Here is a 23,588-nt window from a genome sequence, read left to right as displayed (position 1 = left end):
CCAGGTCGCGCGGGCGGCGGTGGTCTTCACTGGTCGTCCCCCTTCAGTCGGCCGGCGAGGTAGATGGCGAGCAGTACGGAGATGACCGCGACCATCACGCAGCCCATCGCCGCCGCGTAGCCGAACTGGCCGTAGCCGAACGCCTCCTCGTAGGCGAAGAGCATCGGAAGCCGGGTGCGACCGCCGGGCCCGCCGCTGGTCAGCACGTACACCAGGGCGAAGGAGTTGAAATTCCAAATGAAGTTAAGCGCGGTGATGGCCAGGGCGATCGGGCGGATGGCGGGCCAGGTGACGGTACGAAACCGGCGCCAGGCGCCGGCGCCGTCCACGGCCGCGGCCTCGTGCAGTTCACGCGGCACGTTTTGCAGCCCGGCCAGGAGGGCGACCGTGGTCTGCGGCATGCCTGCCCAGATGCCGACGACGATCACGGCGGGCAGCGCGCTGGACAGGCCCGTCAGCCAGTCCGTGCCGTTGCCCAAGTGCAGATCACGCAGCGTCTCGTTGAGGATGCCGGCATCGGAGTGGTAGACGAGCCGCCACATGATGCCGACGACGACTTCCGGCATCGCCCACGGCACGATCGCCAGCGTTCGCGCCAGCCAGCGCATTCGCAGGTCCTGGCCGAGCAGCAGCGCGAGCCCCAACGCAAGGAGGAACTGCGGCACGGTGACCCCGACGGCCCACACCAGGCCGACCCGGAACGACTCCCAAAACAGGCTGTCGTGCCACAGGTCGCGGAAGTTGAGCAGGCCGATCCACTGGGTGGGGTCGGTGCGGCCCGACTGGGAGTCGGTGAACGCCAGGCCGATGCCGTACAGCAGCGGGCCCACGCTCAGCACCAAGATGGGGATCAGCGCGGGCAGCACGAGAAACCAGGCACCAGGCCAGGCACCGGAGCCAGCCCGGCGTCCGCCGTCGCCGCGCCGGCCGCCGCCCGGCCGGATGCGGCCGGTGCCACCGCCTGCCGTGTCGGTGGTGCTCGGACTGTCGGGGCCGTCCGGGCCGTCCGGGCTGCCGGGGCCGTCCGGGCTGCCGGGGGCCTTCCCGTTGTCCGACCGCGCCTTTGCGGTCACCGGTGTCACGGCAGGGGTCTCCTTAGAGGCGCGGGCACGGCATGGCACGCTCACCCGGACGACGTTCGGATGAGCGCGCCACGGCGACGGCTGGGATCGGGGCGCCTGCCAGCGGCGGCTGAGGCGGGCATCCCTTCCAGCGGCCACTGGGACGGGAGGGCGCCCGGTCGGGAGGCCCCCGTCATCGTGCTGACACCCTGTATCGCAGTCAAGCGTCACGCGCAGGAAGCTGTACCGCGCTGATGCGAGACTTGCCGGGGCCCGCAGCGGCCCCAGGCGACCGGTAGGGCTTGGGAAACGACCGGACGGCCCGGGCTCGGTGTGCGCCGCGGCCCCCGGTGAGCTGGGAATGAGCTGGGAATGGATGGACGAGGCGTGAGGAGTACGGCGTGATGCAGGCGTTCACCGAAGAGCGGGCCCGCCAGGTGCTCGCGGAGGCGGGGCTTGGGGCCTCGCCGGCCGATGCGAGCCTGCTCACACTGGGCGAGAACGCCGTGTTCGCGCTGGAAACCACCGTGGTCAAGGTGGGCCGCGAGCACGGGCTATGGGAGCGGGCCGACCGGGAGCTACGCGTCGCCACCTGGCTCGCCGAACACGATGTCCCCGCGGTGCGGCCCGCCGAGCCGAAGGCCCTGCTGGTCGCCGGTCACCCGGTCACGGTCTGGCACCGGCTGCCCCCGGCCGTCCGCGCGGCAGGACCGGCCGACCTCGCCGTGCTGCTGCGCCGTGTGCACGCCCTGCCCGAGCCGCCGTTCGCACTGCCGCGCCGCGAGCTGCTGGGCGGCGTGGAGCGCTGGCTGCGGCTGGCCGGCGACGCTATCGACCCCGCCGACGCCGCGTATCTGCGCGCCCGCAAAGCCGGCTTCGCGGATGCGGCCGACGCGCTCGTGCCCCATCTGACGCCCGGCCCGCTGCACGGCGACGCGCTGCCCCGCAACGTACACATCACCGCAACCGGCCCGGTTTTGGTGGACCTGGAGACCTTCGCTAGCGATCTACGCGAACACGACCTCGTTGTCATGGCGCTGACCCGCGACCGGTACGGCCTTGGCGCCGACGGATACGCACAGTTCGCTTCGGCATACGGCTGGGATGTCAGGCAGTGGGAGGGATGCGCGGTGCTGCGCGGGGCCCGTGAGACGGCAAGCTGCGCCTGGGTGGCTCAGCACACCCCGGGCAACCCGCACGCCCTGGCCGAGTTTCGGCTCCGAGTGGCGTCGCTACGCGAGGAAGACCTCAGCGTCCGCTGGTCCGCGCTCTAGCTGAGCGCCCCGGCGAAGGCCGTCCGCACGGTCCCGTAGCGGTGCTTCGGTGCCGACCCGCGTGGTCGCGCCGAGGCCGCTCCCGCCCTCAGCGCGCTATCGCCTGTGCTCCGCGCATCGGCCACGTGCCGTCCACCACCGCATCCTGGGTGCCCTTGCGGCGCAGCCAGGACTGGAAGTTGGCGGCCCACTCCGCGTACCACCCGACCTGTTTGTGGTGCAGCTCCCACAGATCGAGTCCCGCTATCTGGGCATGCCGCTCCGCGACCGCGCAGGCGACGAGCGCCGCAGCCAGGGCGTCCGAGTGGGCCTCATGTGCCCGGTCGAGCACAACGCCGTAGTGTCCACACACCGCCTCAAGGGTGCGCTTGCCCGGGCGATAGCGATCCACGGAACGATCGATGGTGTACGGGTCGATGACCGGGCCCACCTCGACCTGCCCAAGCCGCTCGTGCAGCGACGGCAAGGCGTGCCGTCGCAACTCGGCGGCCAACATGCTGAGGTCGAATGCCGCGTTGTAGGCGACGATCGGCGTGCCTGTGCGCCAGTGCGCGACGAGCGTGTCCGCTATTTCGTCCACCACCTCGCGCGCAGGTCGGCCCTCGGCCATCACACGGGCGTTGGTGATGCCGTGCACGGCGACGGCGTCTTGCGGTATGGGCACGCCGGGGTTGGCCAACCACTCCCGGCCGCCCACCACTTCCCCGCTCCTGACCTCGACGATCGCCGCCGTCACAATCCGCGCCTCGTCCGGGTCCGTGCCCGTCGTCTCCAGGTCGAAGCCGATCAACAGCTCTCGGTGCCAGCTCATGGCGGCCCTCCTTTGTGGTGCGTCCCCCTGTTGTTAACCAGCCTCGCACGCGCCACTGACAACCCATTCGGCGTTGGGCACGGCCCAGCACTCAGCGAGCCGAGTACCCCCATACGCCCAAAGATGCCCGAGTTGCACCGATCTGCGGGAGTGCGGCAGGCGTCGGAACACGGTGCTGCGCGCCGTCAGCTGACGGGGATGCGGATTTCGTCGCGCATGTCATCCACCCGGGCTGCGAAGGCATCCAGGTCGATGGAGTGCGGGTCCTTGCCGGTCGTCGCGAGGGCGTTCTCCACCACCCCGACGAGCGTGGTCGTGTCGGCCCAAGCACACATCGGCATCACCAGCTTCTGCCCGCCTTGCCGCTTCAGCACGACTTCACAACTCAGCGGTGCGTCCGAACCAGGTGGAGTGATCTCCCTGCGCTCCACCGCCACCTCGGAGCTCTCGCTGCCCTCCAGCCCGCGGAAGAAGCTGTCCAGCGCGTATTCCGAGCTGGCGAACGTACCGTTGAGCCCGTTCACCACCAGCTCCGCGTCGCGGCCCGCGGTGACATACCGCCCGGTCACGGGCTTCACGTCGCGCGCCCCGCTGCCGTCGTCCGGAACCTGCTCGTCGGTCGTGTCGCTGAGGTCCTTCTCCAGCGTGTACTTGCCGTTCTCCAACGTCTTGGGCAGCGCAACCTTGTACGTGGTCTCCCCGTCGTCGCTCGCCGATGGCGACGGTGACTGCTGCGCTGGGCTCGCGGAGTCGCTGGTGCCGATCGACGGACCGTCGCTGACCTTCGCTTCGTCTCGCTTGCCGCCGTCTGCTTTGCCGCCGTCGTCGTCACCGCTGGCCACGAAGACCGCGCCACCGATCACCAGCGCACTCACGAGCACCGCGCCAAGGACGATGGCGAGGGTCTTGCGCGAGTTGCCGCCAGGGCCGCCCGCCGCACCGCCCCCGGGGCCAAGCAGCGGCCCGCCCTGCCCCGTACCGGTGCCGTAGGGGCCGCCGCCGCCATATCCGGGGCCGGACTGCGCCCCATACGAAGGCTGCTGGCCGTACTGCGGCTGTTGTCCGTACTGCGGCTGTTGTCCGTACGGAGACGGAGGCGGAGGCTGCGGGCCCGGCGGCTGTTGCCCGTACTGCGGGTACTGACCCTGCGGATTTGAACCCTGCGGTTGCTGCCCATACTGCGGTTGCCGGCCAGGCGGCGGGCCGTACTGCGGCAGCTGACCCTGCTGGTGACTTTGCTGTTGGCCGTAGGGCGCGCCGGGCTGGAATCCGTAGGGGCCTGGCGCCGCATGCTGTTGTCCGCCCGTCCCGGGTTGACCGGGCGACTGGCCGCCCTCCGGGGTGCCGGGCCCGGGCTGCTGCGGGGGCGTACTCACGTCGTTGTTCTCTCTCTCATTGACAGGTTCACGGAGCGTATCGCGCGTCCTGGCGCTGCGTGGCTGACGCATCCATTCCGCATTCGGCGGTCTGTCCATCCCCTGAACGGACCCGCGGCACGGGGCACGGGGCACGGGGCGGCATCCGGACCTCGGCGGGGCGCAGCACGGCCGGCTGGCCCGTGGCCGGCACCCGAAGCTGACGGGCGGTGTCGTCAGGACACCGGGCGCGAGTCCGCCCAGGTGCCTTCGAACTCCTCGCGGTAGACCTCGAAGAGGCCGTTGTCCGCACCCGTGTCCGTGACGCCTGCCCGCACCACCTCGCGGTCGCGGCCCCCGGCGCGCAGCACGAGGACCGGGGCCTCCATGCCACGGGCCTTGCGCAGATACGACTGGACGATGCCGACGCCATCGGCCGCGTCGCCGTTGATGAGATACGCGGTCACGCGCGGGGTCTCGTCGAAGACGTGGATCTCAAAGGCGCCGGGGTCCCGCAGCCGGGCCCGCACCCGGCGCATGTGCATGATGTTCATCTCCACGGAACGGCTCAGCTCGCCCTTTTTCATGCCGAGTTCCCGCTCCCTACGGCGTACCGCACTGCTCGCGGGATTGAGGAAGAGCAGCCGTATCCGACTGCCGGTCTCCGCGAGCCGCATCAGACGGCGTCCGGAATAGTTCTGCACCAGCAGATTGAGACCTATGCCCAGGGCGTCGAGCCGTCGCGCGCTGCCGAACAGGTCTTCCGCCGGAAGCTGCCGCTGGAGCCGCACCCGGTCGGAGTGGACGCTCACCACATCCGCATAGCGGTCCCCCACCAGGTCCTCGACCGCGTCTATGGGCAGCCGGTCGGTGGATGGGCCGCCGGTGCCGCCGCCGAGGATGTCAAGGAGTCGGGCCGAGGCGCGTTCGGCCTGGTCCAGGACGTTTTGCGACAGGGCCCGATTACGGGAGACGACGTTGCGCGCGACCTCCAGCTCGTCCAGCGCGAGCTCCAGTTCGCGCCGGTCGTCCAGATAGGGCACGAAACACGGCCAGTGCTGCACCAGGAGCTCGCGCAACTGCGGCAGGGTCAGAAAACTGACCACGTTGTCGTCCGCCGGGTCCAGGAGATAGCCCTTGCGGCGGCTGACCTCGCGTACGGCGACCGCGCGCTGTACCCATTCCTGCCCGGCCGGGCCCGCGGCGGCGACCGGCCAGTCATCGCCGTGCACCGGCTCGTAGATCGGTTGCAGCACCGCGGCCACCACGGCACGCAGCCGCTGTTCGACCAGATTCAGCCAGATATAGGCCCGTCCGGCCCTGCGTGCGCGGGTGTGCACTTCGGCCCACGCGTCGGCGCCCCAGTCCAGTTCCGCTCCGATCTCTACCGGTCTGACCAGGGACACTGCGCCAGGAGGTGCTTCGGTGGCGCCACCTCCCGGGGTGTTCTCCTCCCCAAAGGGCAGCTCCAACCCGCCCGAGCTCACCTGTGCACCGCCTTCCGCCCCCGTCCAACGATCAAGGCAGACTACTGCGATGCGGGGAGCCGGTGCAGCCTCAGCAGCTCAGCTATGCGTCAACGCGCCTCCCCCGCACGCGCGTTGCGTTTGCGCAACCCGCACGGAGTGAGCTGATTCATAACAGTGCGCAGCGTAGGTGCGGCGAGCGGCCGTGCCAACGTCCCGGCAGCCGCCGATTCCTCCGCCGGGGCCAGCCCCCGGCCGCGCCCGCCACCACCATCCCGGAGCACGGTGCATTATGGTGCGCGCACCGTCCCTAAATCCCCCATGCCCTGCAATATGACCACATGCCAAGGGCACGGCGATCACTCGCCGAGATCCCTTCCCCGCCGTTCGAGACCGGTCTCACTACCCGGAGAATTTTCACGAAATGCCCCATAAAGCAGGCCAGTTGAATGAGGGTCCCCGTTCCGGTCGGTACCCGCGACGCTCTCGCGGGGCCCGGTGAAGAAGTGGAAGAGTCGGCTCATGCAGGTCTGGCCAGGACAGACGTATCCCCTCGGCGCCACGTACGACGGTGCAGGGACCAATTTCGCGGTGTTCTCCGAGGTCGCCAACCGGATCGAGCTGTGTTTGCTGCACGACGACGGCTCGCAGACCACGGTCGAGCTGCGGGAGACCGACGCGTTCGTACGGCATGCCTACCTGCCCGGCGTCATGCCAGGCCAGCGCTATGGCTTTCGCGTACACGGCCCGTACGCGCCCGAGCAGGGGCACCGGTGTAACTCAGCGAAACTGCTGCTCGACCCGTACGCCAAGGCGGTCAGCGGGCAGATCACCTGGGACGAGGCGGTCTACGGATACCACTTCGGGCGGCCCGAGCGGCGCAACGATCGCGACTCGGCTCCGTACACCATGTCCTCGGTGGTGGTGAACCCGTACTTCGACTGGGGCGACGACCGACCGCCGCGCACCGACTACCACCGCACCGTCATCTACGAGGCCCATGTGAAGGGCCTGACGATGCGGCACCCCAAGCTGCCGGCCGAACTGCGCGGGACCTATGCGGCCCTGGCGCACCCGGCCATCATCGAACACCTGACGGAGTTGGGGGTGACCACCCTCGAACTGATGCCGGTGCACCAGTTCGTCAATGACCACCGGCTGACCGATGCGGGCCTCGCCAACTATTGGGGCTACAACACCATCGGCTTTTTCGCCCCGCACAACGCGTACGCCTCGTGGGGCGATAGGGGGCAGCAGGTATTGGAGTTCAAGTCGGCGGTGCGGGCCCTCCACCAGGCGGGCATCGAGGTCATTCTCGACGTCGTCTACAACCACACCGCCGAGGGCAACCACCTGGGGCCCACGCTCTCCTTCCGCGGCCTGGACAACGCCTCGTACTACCGGCTCGGCGACGACCTGCGCTACCACATGGACACCACCGGCACCGGCAATTCACTGCTGATGCGCCATCCGCATGTGCTCCAGCTCATCATGGATTCGCTGCGCTACTGGGTGACCGAAATGCGGGTGGACGGGTTCCGGTTCGATCTGGCGGCGACGCTGGCCCGGCAGTTCCACGAGGTGGACCGGCTGTCCTCCTTCTTTGATCTAGTGCAGCAGGACCCGGTGGTCAGCCGGGTGAAGCTGATCGCCGAGCCGTGGGACGTGGGCGAGGGTGGCTATCAGGTCGGCAACTTCCCTCCGCTGTGGACCGAGTGGAACGGCAAGTACCGGGACACGGTGCGCGACCTGTGGCGTGGCGAGCCGCGCACCCTCGCGGAGTTCGGCTCGCGGCTCACCGGCTCGTCCGACCTCTATCAGAGCGACGGCCGCCGCCCACTAGCCTCGATCAACTTCGTCACCTGCCACGACGGATTCACGCTGCGCGACCTGGTCTCGTACGACGAGAAGCACAACGAGGCCAACGGCGAGGACAATCGCGACGGTGAGAACCACAACAGGTCTTGGAACTGCGGCACCGAAGGCGAGAGCGATGATCCGCAGGTGCGGGCGCTGCGCGAGCGCCAGATGCGGAACTTCATCGCCACGCTGCTGATCTCCCAGGGCGTGCCGATGCTCAGCCACGGCGATGAGTTCGCACGCACGCAAGGCGGCAACAACAACGCCTACTGCCAGGACAACGAACTGGCCTGGGTGCGCTGGCCGGACCCGGCCGACGACGAGGCGCTGCGCATGCTCGACTTCACGCGCGCGCTGGTGTGGCTACGTCGCGACCATCCGGTTTTCCGGCGGCGCCGCTTCTTCCACGGGCGCCCGGTGGAGGGCACCCACGATGAGCTGTCCGACATCGCCTGGTTCACGGCCGGCGGCACGGAGATGCGGCAGCGCGACTGGCAGGCGGCGCACGCGGGTTCACTGATCGTCTTCCTCAACGGCAACGCCATCTCGGAGCCAGGCCCGCGCGGGGAGCCCATCAGCGACGACTCCTTTCTGCTGCTGTTCAACGCGGACAGCAAACCGCTCGGCTTCACCGTGCCGGTCGATCACGGCAAGCAGTGGCAGATCGTGGTGGACACCGCCCGCCCGGACGGTGTACCCCCGGGGAGCGGCCCCAGGGTCCAGGCGGGCGACCGGCTCACCCTGGTGGACCGCAGCATGATGGTGCTCCAGCGGCCGACGTAGGGGGCGCGCTGGCGCGCTGCCGGACGGGGCGGCGGGGCGGCGGGGTGTGCGGGGCCGAGGGTGCACGGGGCACGGGGCACGGGGGCGGGGCACGGGGCACGGGGCACGGGGCACGGGGCACGGGGGCGGTTGGAGCGAGCGAAGCGGGCGTTCGGGGGCCTCGAAGCGGGTGCACGAGGCACATGAGGCACATGGGTGGACGAGGCGCCCGACCCCGCGGCGGGAGCCCGCGGAGTGGGTACACACGTGCCCATGACGCCTGCGCCCGCCCCGCATCCCGTTGGCCCCGCTGACCCCGTTAGCTCTGGTGGCCCCGCTGGCCCCGCCGATCCCGTACGCCCCGTTCACCTCCCGCGACCCGTTCCGCCAACCGCCACCTATCGGCTCCAGTTGCAACCTGACTTTCCGTTCGCGGCGGCCGAGCGCGCCGTGCCGTATCTGGCCTCGCTCAGCGTCTCGCACCTTCATCTGTCCCCCGTCCTTGAGGCCGTGCCTGGCTCTCCGCACGGCTACGACGTGATCGACCACGGGGCCGTACGCGCGGAGCTGGGCGGCGCTGCGGGGTTGCGCTCCTTAGCCCGTACGGCGCAGGCCCACGGCCTGGGGCTGATCGCCGACATCGTCCCCAACCACATGGCGGTGCCCGCCCCGGAGCATCTGAACGGGCCGCTGTGGGCGGTGCTGCGCGACGGCCCCGCCTCGCCGTACGCGCGCTGGTTCGACATCGACTGGTCCCAGCACGACGGCAAGGTGCTGCTGCCGATGCTGAGTGGCCCGCTCGGTGCCGAACGGGAGCGGTTCACGGTGGATGGCTCGGTGCTGCGCTACGGCGACCACGCCTTGCCGCTGCGGCCCGGCACCGAGCACCTGGCACTACCCGGGCTGCTTGCCGCCCAGTGGTATCGGCCCGCCTGGTGGCGGCTCGCCCGTACCGAGCTGAACTACCGCCGCTTCTTCACCATCTCCGACCTCATTGCGGTGCGCGTGGAGGACCCGGAGGTCTTCGCGGCCACCCATGCCACGGTGCTCGCGCTGCTGCGCGACGGCGTCCTCGATGGGCTGCGCGTGGACCACCCGGACGGGCTGGCCGACCCCGGTGGCTATCTGCGGCGACTGGACGAGGCGGTACGCGATGCCACGGCGCGCGAGCGCGGACCGGGGGCGCACTGTGGCGAACCCGGGACGCACGAGGGGGAAGCGGGGGCACACCGTGCGGCGGGGGCACCGGGTGGCCCCGCCGCCCCCGGCCGGGGGCGGCTACCGCGCGCCGGCGGACGGTGGACGGTGGTCGAGAAGATCTTGGGCGTCGATGAGCGCCTGCCCGCCGACTGGCCGGTGGCGGGCACGACCGGCTACGACGCGCTGCGCCATGTGGACGGGCTCTTCCTCGACCCCGCGGGTGCGGCGGCACTCGCCGACGCCTACCGCGCGACCGTGGCGCCCGCCGATGACCGGGGCGGCGACTGGGCGGCGACGGCGCGCCGCGCGGCGTACCACGTGGTGACCTACGAACTGGCCGCCGAGGTCGAGCGGCTGACCCGCACCGCTTCGCTGCTGTGCGCCGCCTCGCCGCAGTGGAGCGACCACGCGCCCTGGGCCCTGCGTACGGCCATCCGCGAACTGCTCGTGCGGCTCCCCGTCTACCGCCCGTACGCCACCCCCGACGCACCCGCCCGTGCCGTGGACGCGGAGCTGCTGGCCACCGCAGCGCACGCGGCCCGTAGCTGCTTCGCGGTGGCGCGCGAGGCGGACGCGGTGGACGTCGTACGGGACGCGGCGCTCGGCCGCATCGGGGCGGGGCCGCGGCACCGCGACTTTTGTGCCCGGTTCGCGCAGACTGCGTCGGCGGTGCGCGCCAAGTCCCTTGAGGACGCGGCGTTCTACCGGTACGTTCCGCTGCTGTCGGCGACCGAGGTAGGCGGCGCTCCGCAGCGGGCGGCGGTGTCCCCGGCGCAGTTCCACGCCTTTTGCGCCCGTCTCCAGCGGGATTGGCCGGACACCGGCACGGTCTTGACCACCCACGACACCAAGCGCAGCGCAGACGTACGGGCCCGGATCGCCGCGCTCACCGAGTGCCCGAGCTCCTGGGACGACGTAGTGCGGCGGCTTACGGCGCGGGCCGAGCCGCCTGCGCCGGACGCTCATGTCGCCTGGGTGGCCTGGCAGACGGCGCTTGGCTGCCCCGGAATCGGCCCCGAGCGGCTGGTGCCCGCGGTGCTCAAGGCGGTGCGGGAGGCCGGCCTGCACACCACGTGGGCCGATCCGGACGAGGCGTACGAGGCGGCGGTGGCCGCCTTCACGCAGGCGGGCCCGGCCGGGCCGCCACCCGCCGAACTGCGAGCGTTTCAGCAGGGCCTCGACGCCTCGGCCCGCGCCAACACCCTCGGCGCAACCTTGCTGCATCTGACCATGCCGGGCGTGCCCGATGTGTACATGGATACGGAGGGTACGTATGTGGCCCTGGTGGACCCGGACAACCGCCGCCCGCCGCGCTTCCACGGTGAGCTCGCGGCACAACTCGCCGGGCGGGGTGGGCAGGACGGCCTCGCACTGGCCGCGTGCGGCGCGGCGGCTGGGGCGGGCCCCAAGGCGGGGGACGCCGCGCCGAAAGGCGACGCCGCGCCGAACGACCTCTGTGCCACGAAGCTGCTGCTGACAGCGACGGCACTACGGCTGCGCGCCCGTCACCCCGAATGGTTCGGCACCGCGGCCTCCTACGAACCGCTCGCCGCCCATGGCCCCGCAGCCGCCCACTGCGTGGCCTTCGCCCGCTCGGGCCAGGTGGTGAGCGCGGCAACCCGGCTCCCCCGCGCGCTCGCCGCATCCGGCGGCTGGCGCGGCACCCTCCTCGCGGTCCCCGGCGCGGGCCGATGGCGAGACCTGCTGACGGGAACGGCACTCACCGCCGACACCGTACGCACCGACCCCGACGAGCCGGCCCGCCTCAAGGGCCTCGCACTGGATGAGCTGTTCGCGCGGTATCCGGTGGCGCTGCTCGTACGGGATTGAGGGGCGGGAGAGAGGGGCGGGAGAGGGGCGGGAGAGGGGGCAAGTGCGCTACGGGGATTGAGGGGGCGGCGACGCCCGCACCGAGGCCGACCGCGCATGGTGGGAAACAGCGGGCGCCGTGACGGCAGTTGTTGCCACCGGACTGACGCTCGACACGGATGTGGCACTCGCAGCCGGAACAGCGCTCGCCGCTGGAGCGGCGGGCGCGCCTGGGGTAGCGGATATGTCTGGGGCGGTGGATGCCCCTGGGACAGCGGATACGCCTGGGGCGGCGGCCGGCATAGTGGCGAGTTGCACGGTGCGTAGGTGGTCCACGAACGACCGTGCCACTCCGGTGAGTTCCACGCGGGAGAAGGCGACCAGTTCGCGGCGTATCGGCGGGTCGAGCCGTAGCATCGCGCAGCCACGGATGCCGCTGATGACATGGTCCGGGGCGGCCACCACGCCGGCGCCTGCGCGTGCCATGCGGACCGCGGTGGAGGTGTGTTCGGTGTGGACGGCCGTACGGGGCGTGAAGCCTGCCCGTTCACAGAGCAGGTCCATCGCGGGGCGCCCCGCCACCATCGGTTCCAGGGCGCAGCGCACCCAGGGCCGGTCCGCCAACTCGGCCAGCCGTACGGTGCCCCTGGTCGCCAGCGCGTCATCGGCGGAGACGGCAATGACGATCTCCTCAGCACCGATCGGCACCACCGGGCCCTGCCACGTCGTCGGCCGATGCCCGACAGCGACATCGGCCACGCCGCGCCCCATCCGCTCGACCAGTTCGTCGGCCGACGGGTACTCGTGGAGCACCAGGCGCACTGCGGGGTGCGCGCGTTGCCAGTGGGCGAACGTCTCCGGCAGCACCCCCATGGCCACCGCGTGCACGCTGGCGATGTGCAGTTCGCCGCCTTCCGCGTCGGCGGCTGCCTTGGCCGCCCGCCGGGCCTGGCCGGCGCTGCGTACCGCCAACTCCGCGTGCGGCAGGAAGGCACGGCCCATCGGGGTCAGCCCCACGCCGCGCGGCAGCCGTTCCAACAGCGGTCCGCCGACCTCCCGTTCCAGGGCCTTGATCTGGTGGGACAGCGCCGACTGCGTCACGTTGAGGGTTTCGGCCGCACGCGTGAACGACGCCTCCTCCACCACCGCCACCAGGTACTCCATCTGCCGCAGACTCACCGCACGCCCCACTCCTCGCCCGCCCTCTGCCTGTCCTCGCGGCACTTCACGCAGGCACGAGGGTATGCACGAAATTCATCGACTCCATCAAAACATTGCCTTGGACTCATTGACTGCCGTGGGCGGAGCCTGGGGACATGTCTGATCGTGAACATGAGGCGGACGTCATCGTGATCGGTGGCGGCACCGGCGGCTACAGCACCGCCCTACGCGCCGCCGCTCTTGGCCTCAACGTGGTACTGGCCGAACACGACCTGGTCGGCGGCACCTGTCTGCACCGCGGTTGTATCCCCAGCAAGGCGATGCTGCACGCCGCTGAGCTCATCGACGACGTGGTGGAGGCCCGCGAACGCTGGGGCGTGAACGCGACCTTGGAGGGCGTGGACTGGGCCGCGCTGACGGCGACCCGCGATGACATCGTGACGCGCAACCACCGGGGCGTCGAGGGCCACCTTGCCCATGCGGGCGTGCGGGTGGTGCGCGGCTTCGCCACGCTGACGGGGCCCCGTACGGTGCGCGTGCAGCCGGGTGGCGACTGGACGGCGCGACGCGGCATCGTGCTGGCGACCGGGTCAAGGCCGCGTGCGCTGCCGGGGCTCGCGCCCACCGGACGGCAGGTGGTCACCAGCGACGACGCGCTGTTCGCGCCGGGCCTGCCGGGCTCCGTACTGGTACTCGGCGGGGGCGCGATCGGCGTGGAGTACGCCTCGCTGCACCGCTCGTTGGGCGCCGACGTCACCCTGGTGGAGGCGGCGGACCGGCTGCTTCCGCTGGAGGACGTGGAGGTGAGCCGCCAGTTGACCCGCGGCCTGAAGAAGCGCGGCATCGCGGTGTGGACCGGGGCCCGGCTGGAGGATGCACAGCCGTACGAGAGCGGGGTACGGGCCACGGTCACCGCGGCGCGCGGACAAACGCACCACCTCGATGTGGAGCGGCTTCTCGTGGCCGTGGGGCGGGTGCCGGTGACCGAGGGGCTCGGGCTGGCGGCAGCGGGCCTGACGGCCGACGCCCGGGGGCACGTGGCCCCTGCCGACTGGTCGCGCTTGGAGACGGCCGTTCCGGGCGTGCATGTGGTGGGCGATCTGCTGCCGCCTCCGGCGCTGGGGCTTGCGCACGCCTCGTTCGCGGAGGGGATGCTGGTGGCGGAGGTCCTGGCGGGCCAGTCACCGCGCCCCGTGGACTATGCGGCGGTGCCGCGCGTGACGTACTCAAGTCCGCAAACCGCCTCCGTGGGGCTCACGGAGCACGGGGCGCGGGAATCGGGACACGATGTCGTCACCAACACCATGCCGCTGACCGCGACCGCCAAGGGCATGGTGCACGGGCAGGGCGGCATGGTGAAGATCGTCGCCGAGCGCGGCTCGGGCCGCCCCTCCGCTGGCGGCGGGGCGGCCACTTCGGCCGCGCGAGGGGCCGGGACCGATGCGGTCGGCACCGTGCTGGGGGTGCACCTCGTCGGGCCGCATGTCTCCGAAATGATCGCGGAGAGTCAGCTCATCGTCGGCTGGGAGGCCGATCCGACCGACGTATCCCAGCACATTCACCCGCACCCGACGCTGTCCGAAGCGGTCGGCGAGGCGTTCCTCACCCTGGCCCATCGGGGCCTTCATCAGCAGTGACGCTGCGATCGGTCATCGGCACCGCCCTGTCTTCGAACAGCCCGGCGGCTGCCGCCGCCGGGCCCGGCACCATGTCGCTCGCGCACAGCACGGCGAAGCCGAGTACGGCGACGATGCCGCTGGCGTACAGCTCATACCCGTCGAACCAGGGCAGCCGGTCCACCAGGGCCCACTTGCCGAACCAGTCGGTGAAGTGGTGGACCAGGCTGGACCCGCCGATCACCAGTAGCCCCATACCCAGCAGCTCAAGCAGCTTTCTCATGGCATGGACGCTAGGCGCGACAGGCGGTATCGCCTGTCGGCCGAAGGTCTACGACCGCGCGACTTTGGTAGCGGCTCCAGCGCTCGACAGTTCGCCGGGGCGGGAGGGTCAGTAGGTTCACCCGTATGAACGGCTCGTACGATCCACCTCCGCACGCCACGGCGCGCCCCGCACGCGCCAAGCGGAGCGCACGCGACTGGTGGGTGGACATCATCAGCTTCGCGCTGGCCGCCGGGTTCTCCTTCATGACCGCCGGGCCAGTGGTGGAAGACCCCGATCTGACGGAACTCACGGTCTTCCTCGACCAGGTGACGGGAACGCTGGCGTGCACGGCACTATGGCTGCGCCGCCGCTGGCCAGTGCAGCTCGCGGTGGTCGTGCTGCTGGCGTCGATGGCGTCCCACTTCGTGGTCGGGCCCACAATGGTGGCGATGTTCACCGTCGCGGTGCACCGACCGTTTCGCACCGTCGCTGCGATCGGGGGCCTGTCCCTCGCGTGCAGCCTGGTCAACGGCCTGGTGCATACCGACCCCGACCTCGGCTATCTGGGCTCCGTGCTGGCCGGCGCGCTGCTGTACGCCACCGCGATCGGCTGGGGCATGTTCGTACGCTCTCGGCGACAGCTCGTGGATTCGCTACGGGACCGCGCGCACCGGGCCGAGGCGGAGGCCGCGCTACGCGCCGAGCGCGCCCAGCGGCTCACCCGGGAACGGATTGCCCGCGAGATGCACGATGTGCTCGCGCACCGGCTGTCGCTGCTCAGCGTGCATGCGGGGGCGCTCGAATACCGGCCCGGCGCACCACCCGATGACATCGCCCAGGCCGCCGGGGTGATCCGCGACAGCGCCCATCAGGCTCTGGAAGATCTACGCGAGGTGATCGGCGTGCTGCGGGCCCCCATCGGCCAGCCCGCGGCCCCGGCCGGAAGCACGGTCCGCGATGGGGCAGGTGGCGCGGAGACGGTCCGCGACAGGGCAGGTGGCGCCGAGGCGGTCCGCGACGGGCCAAGTGGCGCGGAGGCAACGGGGGGCGCGGAGCCAGCACATGGCGCGGGTGGCGCCGGAGGCGTCACGTTCGCCGGCGCCGTGCCGAGTCGCCCGCAGCCGACGCTGGCCGATCTGCCGCGGCTGGTCGCGGAGTCACGGCAGGCCGCCATGCGCGTGACACTGCGGGACGAGACCGGCCAACACGGCGAGGTCCCGGCGGCGACGGGGCGTACGGCGTACCGCATCGTGCAGGAGGGCCTGACCAACACCCGTAAGCACGCCCCCGACGCCGAGGTAACGGTGCGGGTGACCGGCACGCCGGAGCGCGGCCTGACCGTGGAGGTACGGGACTGGGCAGCGGCGCTGGTGCAGGGCGCCCCGGTGCGAAGTGGGAAGGCCGAGGGCGCCGCGCGCAAGGTGATCCCCGGGTCGGGGCAGGGGCTGATCGGCCTCACCGAGCGCGCCTCGCTGGCTGGTGGGTACCTGGAGAGCGGAGCCACCCAAGACGGCGGCTTCCTGCTCCGGGCGTGGCTACCGTGGCCCTCATGAGCGTTCCCGATCACCAGTGCGTACGCATACTCCTCGTTGACGACGACCCGTTGGTGCGGGCCGGGCTGCGGCTGATGCTCGGCGGCTCGGCCGAGGTCGAGATCGTCGGCGAGGCCGCCGACGGGAGCGAGGTCGGCCCGCTGGTGGACCAACACTCCCCCGACGTCGTCCTGATGGACATCCGCATGCCCACCGTGGACGGGCTCGCGGCGACGGAAGAGTTGCGTCGTAGGGAACAGCCGCCCGAGGTCATCGTGCTGACGACGTTCAACGCGGACGAGCACGTGCTACGCGCGCTACGGGCCGGAGCCGCGGGCTTCCTCCTCAAGGACACGCCTCCCGCCGACATCGTGGCCGCCGTGCGCCGGGTCGCCGCCGGGGACCCGGTGCTCTCCCCCGCGGTCACCCAGCAACTCATCGCGCACGTCGCCGAGTCCGCGCAGGAGAGGCGCACAAGCCGGGCGCGCGGCCTGCTCAGCCAGGTGAACGACCGGGAACGGGAGGTCGCCATCGCGGTGGGCGAGGGCAAGTCGAACGCGGAGATCAGCAGCGCGCTGTACATGAGCGTCGCCACGGTCAAGACCCATGTCTCCCGCATCCTGACCAAACTCGACCTCAACAACCGGGTGCAGATCGCCCTGCTCGCCCATGACGCGGGACTGCTGGACGGCGAACGGCAGCGGGGCGCCGGCGGCCCGAAACCTGTGGCCTGACAGGCGTGGCCGTGGGCTTGCGGCCATGGAGCCATGGCGCTCGACCAATGCCGCCACACGCACCGAGCCGCAGCCCAGCGCCTGGTCCCATGACCGGTCCCATGGCCGGTCCCATGGCCGGCTCCGTGACCGGTTACGCAGCCGGCTGCCAGGCCGCACCGAAAAGGGCGAGTTCCAGCAGGTCCTGGCCCGCCTCGGGCCACCCGATGCCGGCAGAGGCGAGTTGATCGGTGGCTGCGGTCATCCACTCCACGTACACACCGTAACGATGCGGCGACCAGCCTCCATCCGACCAGATCCAGGCCGCCACACCCGCCGCCCACTCCCATCCCAGGTCCAGCCCGACGCGCGTGGCATGGGCGCGCAGCACCCGCGCAACCCGCTGGTCCAAGATCAGCGGGCTAGGGGTCGGGGGCGGGTCCATGGCGAGGCTGAGAAAGTAGAGGGCCTTGGTGAAGAAGGCGGGTCCCAGCCCCTTCACCGCGCCATCCAGTACGCCATACGCCGCCACCGCGCCCTTCGCGTGCAACGCGGCACTGGCCAGCGCCAGTGCGTCGGCGGTGGCCGGGTCGGCCAGTATTTCCTGAAGGCGGTGCGGGCCGTAGCCCACCGTGCCCTGGCCCCACACGTACGGAGCCACGAGGGCCGTGAGCCACTCACCGCGCGCCACGGCGTCCCGTACGGTCGTGGCCACCTGGAGGCGGCTGATCGCCGTGGCCGCCACGCTCGACCGCTCGGCCAGCCCGCGAGGCCACGGGGCGATGGCTGACCAGCGCGCGGGCACGTACGTAACGGCGTGCTGGCCGGCGCCCGTTGCGTACCGAGCGCCCGGTCCTGCCAGCCACTCCCCCATGGCCCGCACCGCGGAGGGTGGCAAAAGCCGCCTTCGCATCTCCGCGTCCAGCGCGTTCGCAAGATCTTGTCGGCCCACCGTGTATGCCCTCGACCATCGCATAGCAGCCCGCCGCTCACCGCCCGCAGGGATTCCTCAGACGTGGGGTACGGATCGTCCCGTTGCTGCCCACCCGTTGCTGCCCCGTCACGCTAGTCGCGAAGGCGCCCGCTCGGCGCCCCCCCCCACGCACCGACAGCCGAACCGCGGGGGCGCCGAGCGCCATTCGCATAAATGTGTGGACACACCGCGAGCCGTCTGCTTAAAGTGCGGACACGCCCTAGATCACGGAAGGAGGCCGGAGCCATGTACATCACACCCTTCACGCGCTCCCGCCCCGTCCGCAGGGCTGCCTTCGTCTGACGCCGTCTGACCGGGAGCGCACCGTTTTCCTGGAAGGACCTTCATGACCGATCTGGTCATTCGTCAGCTCTCCGAGAGCGACGCTCACCTTTTTCACACCCTGCCCGACCCCGAACTCGTCGGCCACGCCGCCTTTGAGCGTCGCTATGCCACCGTTGCCGTTGGCGGCGAGTACCGGCCCGAGTGGACCTGGGTCGCGCTACGCGAGGACACCGTGGTGGCCCGTGCCGCCTGGTGGGCAGGCCCAAGCGATGACAAGCCCATCGCCCTGGACTGGTTCGACTTCACCGACCGGGACGCGGCGGTGGAGCTGCTACGCACTGCCCCGTTCCGCTCCGACTATGTGCTGCTGCTGCCGCCCAACTGGCAGCAGGACCCGGCGCTACGGGAAGCAGCGCAGGCCCGCGCCGAGGCTGCACGGGCCGCCGGCATGGACCAGCTCGTCGATCGCTACCGCTACACGTGGACGCCCGACTGTGGAGTTCCCGCGCAGCCGGGGCGGCTGACGTTCCGGCCGGAGCCCGACGACGCGGAAATCCTCTCCGTGCTGCGCCGAATTCAGCACGGCACCTTGGATGCGCACGCCCGTCGCACCATCGGCACTGCCGGGCATGACGCCGCCGCACAGGAAGAGATGGACTTCTTCCGCTGGTGCCCGTCGCCGCGCGAGTGGTGGCGTACGGCATGGACTCGCGAAGGGGAGCTGGTGGGGCTGCACATTCCGGCCCGCAACCAGACCTCCCCGGTCATCGGCTCCATCGGTGTGGTGCCCGAGCACCGCGGCCATGGCTACGCGTACGACCTGCTCGCCGACTGCACCAGGCTGCTGGCCGCCGAGGGGGTAACGCAGATCATCGCCGAGACCGACCACGAAAACCGGCCGATGGCGATGAACTTCACCAAGGCCGGCTATCCGGTCACCCAAGAGCGCAGCTACTTCGAGTGGCCGCGCACGGCGGAGTGACGGAGTGACAGCCCGCAGTGACGGAGTGGCAGTCCACTGAGTAACCGCGGGGCGCGGGTTCACCACGAACCCGCGCCCCGCGCGCCATCCGCCCGTACGCGCCACCCAACCCGTGCGCACCAGCCCCACGCACGCCGCAATCCCCGCAGGCTCGAACCGCCGCTGTCGCCGGTGGCGCCCGCGCCCGCCCCCGTGCGCCCCCGTGCGCCGGGCCCCCGCGTCCCGCACGATGGTGAAAGACGCCCAGCGCACCGCGCCCCGTGCCCCGCGCCCCGTGCCCCGTGCCCCCCACCAACGTCGGCGCGACGCCGACGCCGACGCCGACAAGATAACGAGATGACGATGGGTGATGACGACAAGGAGCCGTCATGCTGTTTGAGGTCTGGGCGCCGCGCGCCCGGCAGGTCGCCCTCCAGGTGGCGGGCGAGCGGGTGGCCATGAGGTGTGACCCGAGCCGCGCGGGCTGGTGGTGGGCGACAGCGGAGGCGGCGGACGGCACCCGGTACGGCTTCTCGCTGGACGGCGGCCCAACCCTGCCCGATCCGCGCTCGCCCCGACAGCCCGAAGGGCCGGACGGACTCAGCGCGGTCGTGGACCACTCCCGGTACGCCTGGCGGGCCTGGCCGGGGCGCGCGCTGCCCGGCGCCGTCCTCTACGAACTGCACATCGGCACCTTCACCACCGCCGGCACCTTCGACGCGGCGGCCGAACGCCTGCCGCAGCTGGCCCAGTTGGGCGTGACCCATGTGGAGCTGATGCCGGTCAGCTCCTTTCCCGGAATGCACGGCTGGGGCTATGACGGCGTCTGCCCCTGGGCTGTTCATGAGCCGTACGGCGGACCCGAGGGGTTGAAGCGCTTTATCGACCAGGCGCACGGGCACGGCATCGGCATCGTTCTCGACGTGGTGCACAACCACCTCGGCCCTGCCGGCAACCACCTGCCCGCCTATGGCCCGTACTTCACCGACGCCCATCGCACTCCCTGGGGCGCGGCGATCAACCTGGATGCCCCCGGCTCGGACGAGGTACGCCGCTACCTCATCGACAGCGCCCTCAGTTGGCTGCGTGATTACCGGTTGGATGGGCTGCGACTCGATGCCGTCCATGCCCTGTGCGATACCCGTCCTCAGCACTTCCTCGCTGAACTGTCCACAGCTGTTGACCAGTTGGCGGCCGAGGTGGGACGGCCGCTGTTCCTCATCGCCGAGTCCGACCTCAACGACCCGGCTACCACCGCCCCGCGCGAGGAGGGCGGCCATGGCCTGCACGCGCAGTGGAACGACGACTTCCATCACGCCCTGCACGCAGCGCTGACCGGCGAAGCTCAGGGCTACTACGCGGACTTCGCCGCCGACCCGGCGCACGCACTGGCCAAGACGCTACGCGGCGGCTTCTTCCACGACGGGACGTACTCCACCTTCCGCAAGCGCCCGCACGGCCGCCCCCTGGACCGCGGGCGTACCCCCGGGCATCGGCTCCTTGGCTACGCCCAGACCCACGACCAGATCGGCAACCGGGCCCGGGGAGACCGACTCGCGGCACGGCTCTCGCCCGGTCGGCTCGCCTGCGCCGCCGCGCTCGTCCTGTGCTCGCCGTTCACCCCGATGCTCTTCATGGGCGAGGAGTGGGGCGCCCGCACGCCCTGGCCGTACTTCGCCGACCATCAGGACCCCGACCTCGCCGAGGCGGTACGCATCGGCCGCCGGCGCGAGTTCGCTGCCCACGGCTGGGCGGCCGAAGACCTTCCCGACCCCCAGGACCCGGCGACCCGACTGCGCTCCTGCCTGGACTGGACGGAGCCGGGCCGCGCGCCGCACACGGCACTGCTCACCTGGCACCGCGAACTCATCGCGCTACGCCGCGCGGAGCCGTCCCTCAGCACCGCGAACCTCGCGGCCACCACGGTCACCACAGTCAGCACGGCCACCGCCGAACCCAGCCCCGGCCCTGGCCTCGCCGTGGTCCTTCGGCGCGGGACGCTGTGCGTGGCCGTCAACCTGGCCAGCGCCCCCGCCGAGCTGCACCTTGGGGCCCGCCCCACCGAGGTCCTGGCCGCCTGGAGCCCCATCGGCCTCCCGGAGAGCGCCGCTGCACCGCTGTGGTTGCCGGCGGAGTCGGTCGCGGTACTGCGTTGCCCGGCATCCTGACCGGCTCAGCGCTCGCGCCTGGCCAACCTCCTCGTGCGGACCAGCAGCTCCGACCGGCCGGGCCACCGCGGCGCGTCGGTCGTCCGGCTCAGCCCTCGGCCGACGCCAGCCGCAGCGAGATGGAGTTGATGCAGTAGCGCTGGTCGGTCGGCGTGGGATACCCCTCGCCCGCGAAGACATGGCCGAGGTGGGAGCCGCACTGGGCGCAACGGACCTCGGTACGGGCCATGCCGTGCGAGTGGTCTTCGATCAGCTCGACGGCGGATGAGTCCTTGGGGTCGTAAAAGCTCGGCCAGCCACAGTGGCTCTCGAACTTCTCCGTGGACCGAAACAGCTCGGCGCCGCAGGCCCGGCAGGAGTAGACACCTTCGGTCTTGGTATCGGTGTACTCGCCGCGGAATGCGGGCTCGGTGCCGGCCTGGCGCAGCACCTGGTACTCCGCAGGGGACAGCTCCGCGCGCCACTGCTCGTCGGACTTCTCGACCTCGTACGCCATTTCGCGCTGCCTTTCGGGGATACGGTCTTACGCGTTGCCGCCGGTCAGCGACCGATACCGGTCGCTGACCAGCCGCAGGTCAGCTCTCTAGCCGGGCCACGATCTGCGGACCGAGGTCCGTGACGTCGCCCGCGCCCATGGTGAGAACGAGATCGCCCGGCCTGGCCATTCCCGCGATCAGCTCGGGAATCGCCGACTTGTCGGACACGGGCCGCGCGTCGGCGCCCTTCGCGGTGGCCGCGTCGATGACCAGCGCACTGGTGACGCCCTCGACCGGGTCCTCGCGGGCCGGGTAGACGTCGAGCACGAATGCCGCATCGGCCAGCGTCAGCGCCTCGCCCATCTCGGCACCCAGCTCCTGCGTACGGCTGAAGAGGTGGGGCTGGAAGACGACGAGCACCCGGCCGTCGCCGGCGCCGCCCCTGATGGCCTCCAGATCGGCGGCGATCTCGGTGGGGTGGTGCGCGTAGGAGTCGATGACCTGCACACCGTTTGCCGTGCCGCGGAGCTGAAGGCGGCGGTTGACGCCGGTGTACGAGGCGAGCGCGGTGGCCAGCTCGCGGGTGGGCAGCCCCATGGCGGTGCCCGCGGCGAGCGCGGCGACCGCGTTGTGCGCGTAGTGGCGGCCGGGCACCGAGACGGTGAACGTCAGTTCCTCGCCATCGGCCAGGGCTACCGTGACCTCGCTCGTCAGGCCGTGCGCGGTGACGTCCAGGATGCGCAGGTCGGCGCCGGCGGACTCGCCGTAGGTGACGATGGCCAGGTGCCGCCGGTCCATGACGCGGGTGGTCAGCTCGCGGGCGCCGGACTGGTCGGCGGCGATGACGAGCGTGCCACCGGGGCGCACCCGTGCGACGAAGGTTTCGAAGGACTCGTAGATCTCGTCCATCGAGGCGTAGTTGGCGTGGTGGTCGAGCTCCACGTTGAGGATGATGGCGACCTCGGGCGCGTACTTGTGGAAGCTGCGGTCGCTCTCGTCCGCCTCGGCCACGAAGATCTCACCGCCCCCGTGCTGGGCGTTGGAGCCGGGGGCGTCGAGGTCGCCGCCGATCGCATACGACGGGTCGGCGCCCAGCGTGCCCAGGGAGACGGCGAGCATCGAGGTGGTGGTCGTCTTGCCGTGCGTGCCGGCGACGGCGATGGCGCGGTGGTCGGCCATCAGCGCGGCCAGCGCGTCGGAGCGGTGCACTACGGGGATGCCGCGCTCGGCAGCCGCCCGCAGCTCCGGGTTGTCCTGGCGGATGGCGCTGGAGACGACGACGCTGGTGGTGTCGTGCGCGAGGTGCTCGGCCGCGTGCCCGATGTGCACGGTGGCACCGAGCGCACGCAGCGACTGCGCGGTGGCCGACTCGCGTGCATCGCTGCCCGCAACCTGAGCACCCCGCATAGCGAGAATCCTGGCAATGCCGGACATTCCGGCGCCACCGATTCCGATGAAGTGCGGTCGCGCCAGCGCATCGCCCACCGAGCCTGCGCCGCTCGGCGCGCCGGCTGCTGCGGGCGCATCCTGCCTACCAGTCGCCGCGGGCGCGGCTGCTCCCGGCCCGGCTGCTCCCGGCGCGGCTGCTCCCGGCGCGGCTACTTCTGGCGCGGCTGCTTCGGGCGCGGCTGCTTCGGGCGCGGCTGCTTCGGGCGCGGCTGCTTCGGGCGCGGCTGCTTCGGGCGGCGGCGCGGCCGTGCCCGCGGGGGCCGCCGCTTCGCGCCGCGCTGCGTTGTCGGAGCCGAGGCCCGCCGGTGCCATCGCGGTTCTCCCTGGTGGTAGCTGTAGGTGGCCGGTGGAGGCCGCCGATCCGGTACGAGGCCGCCGATGCCGCCGACCC

Annotated in this window: 16 protein-coding genes and 1 pseudogene; 8 read left to right on the top strand and 9 right to left on the bottom strand. The window is 71.3% G+C overall.

Annotated features, from left to right (window positions below; genetic code table 11):
- Positions 1–26: 26 nt before the first annotated feature.
- The gene (locus tag FHS42_RS15110; RefSeq protein WP_376772598.1) at positions 27–1,082 is read right to left on the bottom strand and encodes a carbohydrate ABC transporter permease; all 1,056 of its coding nucleotides are present in this window, start codon (positions 1,080–1,082) and stop codon (positions 27–29) included.
- 383 nt (positions 1,083–1,465) lie between these two features.
- Between FHS42_RS15110 and FHS42_RS15105 the strand changes: the two genes are divergently transcribed.
- A complete protein-coding gene (locus tag FHS42_RS15105) occupies positions 1,466–2,335 on the top strand; it encodes a phosphotransferase enzyme family protein (RefSeq protein WP_184572949.1) in 870 nt (289 codons plus the stop codon).
- Between the two features lie 88 nt (positions 2,336–2,423).
- Here the strand turns inward: FHS42_RS15105 and FHS42_RS15100 are convergent, their stop codons facing one another.
- The 3 genes from FHS42_RS15100 to FHS42_RS15090 form a co-directional block, all read right to left on the bottom strand.
- On the bottom strand, positions 2,424–3,146 hold the full coding sequence (locus FHS42_RS15100; protein WP_184572738.1) for a 3'-5' exonuclease: 723 nt from the start codon (positions 3,144–3,146) through the stop codon (positions 2,424–2,426).
- Between the two features lie 185 nt (positions 3,147–3,331).
- Positions 3,332–4,522 (bottom strand): hypothetical protein, encoded by a 1,191-nt coding sequence (locus FHS42_RS15095; RefSeq protein WP_184572737.1) that lies wholly within the window; start codon positions 4,520–4,522, stop codon positions 3,332–3,334.
- A 215-nt stretch (positions 4,523–4,737) separates the two neighbouring features.
- Entirely contained in the window at positions 4,738–5,988 is a 1,251-nt protein-coding gene (locus tag FHS42_RS15090; protein ID WP_184572736.1) for a DUF5919 domain-containing protein, read from the bottom strand.
- Positions 5,989–6,489: 501 nt separating this feature from the next.
- On the opposite strand from FHS42_RS15090, the gene glgX reads away from it, so the two are divergent.
- Together glgX and treY are read left to right on the top strand one after the other, a co-directional pair.
- Complete coding sequence (gene glgX / locus FHS42_RS15085) at positions 6,490–8,610, top strand: glycogen debranching protein GlgX (protein ID WP_184572735.1); 2,121 nt, start codon at positions 6,490–6,492, stop codon at positions 8,608–8,610.
- A gap of 252 nt (positions 8,611–8,862) precedes the next feature.
- Positions 8,863–11,619, top strand: coding sequence for a malto-oligosyltrehalose synthase (gene treY / locus FHS42_RS15080; protein ID WP_184572734.1), 2,757 nt, complete (start codon positions 8,863–8,865; stop codon positions 11,617–11,619).
- 303 nt (positions 11,620–11,922) lie between these two features.
- On the opposite strand, the pseudogene FHS42_RS15075 reads toward treY, so the two are convergent.
- A pseudogene (locus FHS42_RS15075) lies at positions 11,923–12,762 on the bottom strand (LysR family transcriptional regulator); the annotation flags it as partial.
- A gap of 152 nt (positions 12,763–12,914) precedes the next feature.
- On the opposite strand from FHS42_RS15075, the gene FHS42_RS15070 reads away from it, so the two are divergent.
- Positions 12,915–14,396, top strand: coding sequence for a dihydrolipoyl dehydrogenase (locus tag FHS42_RS15070; RefSeq protein ID WP_184572733.1), 1,482 nt, complete (start codon positions 12,915–12,917; stop codon positions 14,394–14,396).
- Here the strand turns inward: FHS42_RS15070 and FHS42_RS15065 are convergent.
- Entirely contained in the window at positions 14,362–14,658 is a 297-nt protein-coding gene (locus tag FHS42_RS15065; protein WP_184572732.1) for a hypothetical protein, read from the bottom strand. The genes FHS42_RS15070 and FHS42_RS15065 overlap by 35 nt on opposite strands.
- A 125-nt stretch (positions 14,659–14,783) precedes the next feature.
- Here FHS42_RS15065 and FHS42_RS15060 point away from each other — a divergent pair, with 125 nt between their 5' ends.
- Together FHS42_RS15060 and FHS42_RS15055 are read left to right on the top strand one after the other, a co-directional pair.
- On the top strand, positions 14,784–16,193 hold the full coding sequence (locus tag FHS42_RS15060) for a sensor histidine kinase (RefSeq protein ID WP_184572731.1): 1,410 nt from the start codon (positions 14,784–14,786) through the stop codon (positions 16,191–16,193).
- Entirely contained in the window at positions 16,190–16,906 is a 717-nt protein-coding gene (locus FHS42_RS15055) for a response regulator (RefSeq protein WP_184572730.1), read from the top strand. The genes FHS42_RS15060 and FHS42_RS15055 overlap by 4 nt, the downstream gene beginning before the upstream one ends.
- 133 nt (positions 16,907–17,039) lie before the next feature.
- On the opposite strand, the gene FHS42_RS15050 is transcribed toward FHS42_RS15055, so the two are convergent.
- Entirely contained in the window at positions 17,040–17,759 is a 720-nt protein-coding gene (locus FHS42_RS15050) for an 8-oxoguanine DNA glycosylase OGG fold protein (RefSeq protein ID WP_184572729.1), read from the bottom strand.
- A gap of 445 nt (positions 17,760–18,204) precedes the next feature.
- Here FHS42_RS15050 and FHS42_RS15045 point away from each other — a divergent pair, with 445 nt between their 5' ends.
- Both FHS42_RS15045 and treZ read left to right on the top strand, forming a co-directional pair.
- Positions 18,205–19,125, top strand: coding sequence for a GNAT family N-acetyltransferase (locus tag FHS42_RS15045; RefSeq protein ID WP_184572728.1), 921 nt, complete (start codon positions 18,205–18,207; stop codon positions 19,123–19,125).
- Between the two features lie 368 nt (positions 19,126–19,493).
- Positions 19,494–21,272, top strand: coding sequence for a malto-oligosyltrehalose trehalohydrolase (treZ, locus tag FHS42_RS15040; protein ID WP_184572727.1), 1,779 nt, complete (start codon positions 19,494–19,496; stop codon positions 21,270–21,272).
- An 88-nt stretch (positions 21,273–21,360) separates the two neighbouring features.
- On the opposite strand, the gene msrB is transcribed toward treZ, so the two are convergent.
- Positions 21,361–21,768, bottom strand: coding sequence for a peptide-methionine (R)-S-oxide reductase MsrB (gene msrB / locus FHS42_RS15035; RefSeq protein ID WP_184572726.1), 408 nt, complete (start codon positions 21,766–21,768; stop codon positions 21,361–21,363).
- 79 nt (positions 21,769–21,847) lie between these two features.
- On the bottom strand, positions 21,848–23,509 hold the full coding sequence (gene murC, locus FHS42_RS15030; protein ID WP_281392758.1) for a UDP-N-acetylmuramate--L-alanine ligase: 1,662 nt from the start codon (positions 23,507–23,509) through the stop codon (positions 21,848–21,850).
- Positions 23,510–23,588 lie beyond the last annotated feature (79 nt).

It is taken from the genome of Streptomyces zagrosensis (genome assembly GCF_014203645.1).
GTDB lineage: Bacteria > Actinomycetota > Actinomycetes > Streptomycetales > Streptomycetaceae > Streptomyces > Streptomyces zagrosensis.
Note: the sequence above shows the minus strand (reverse complement) of the source record. Positions and strands in the feature narration are given on the sequence as shown.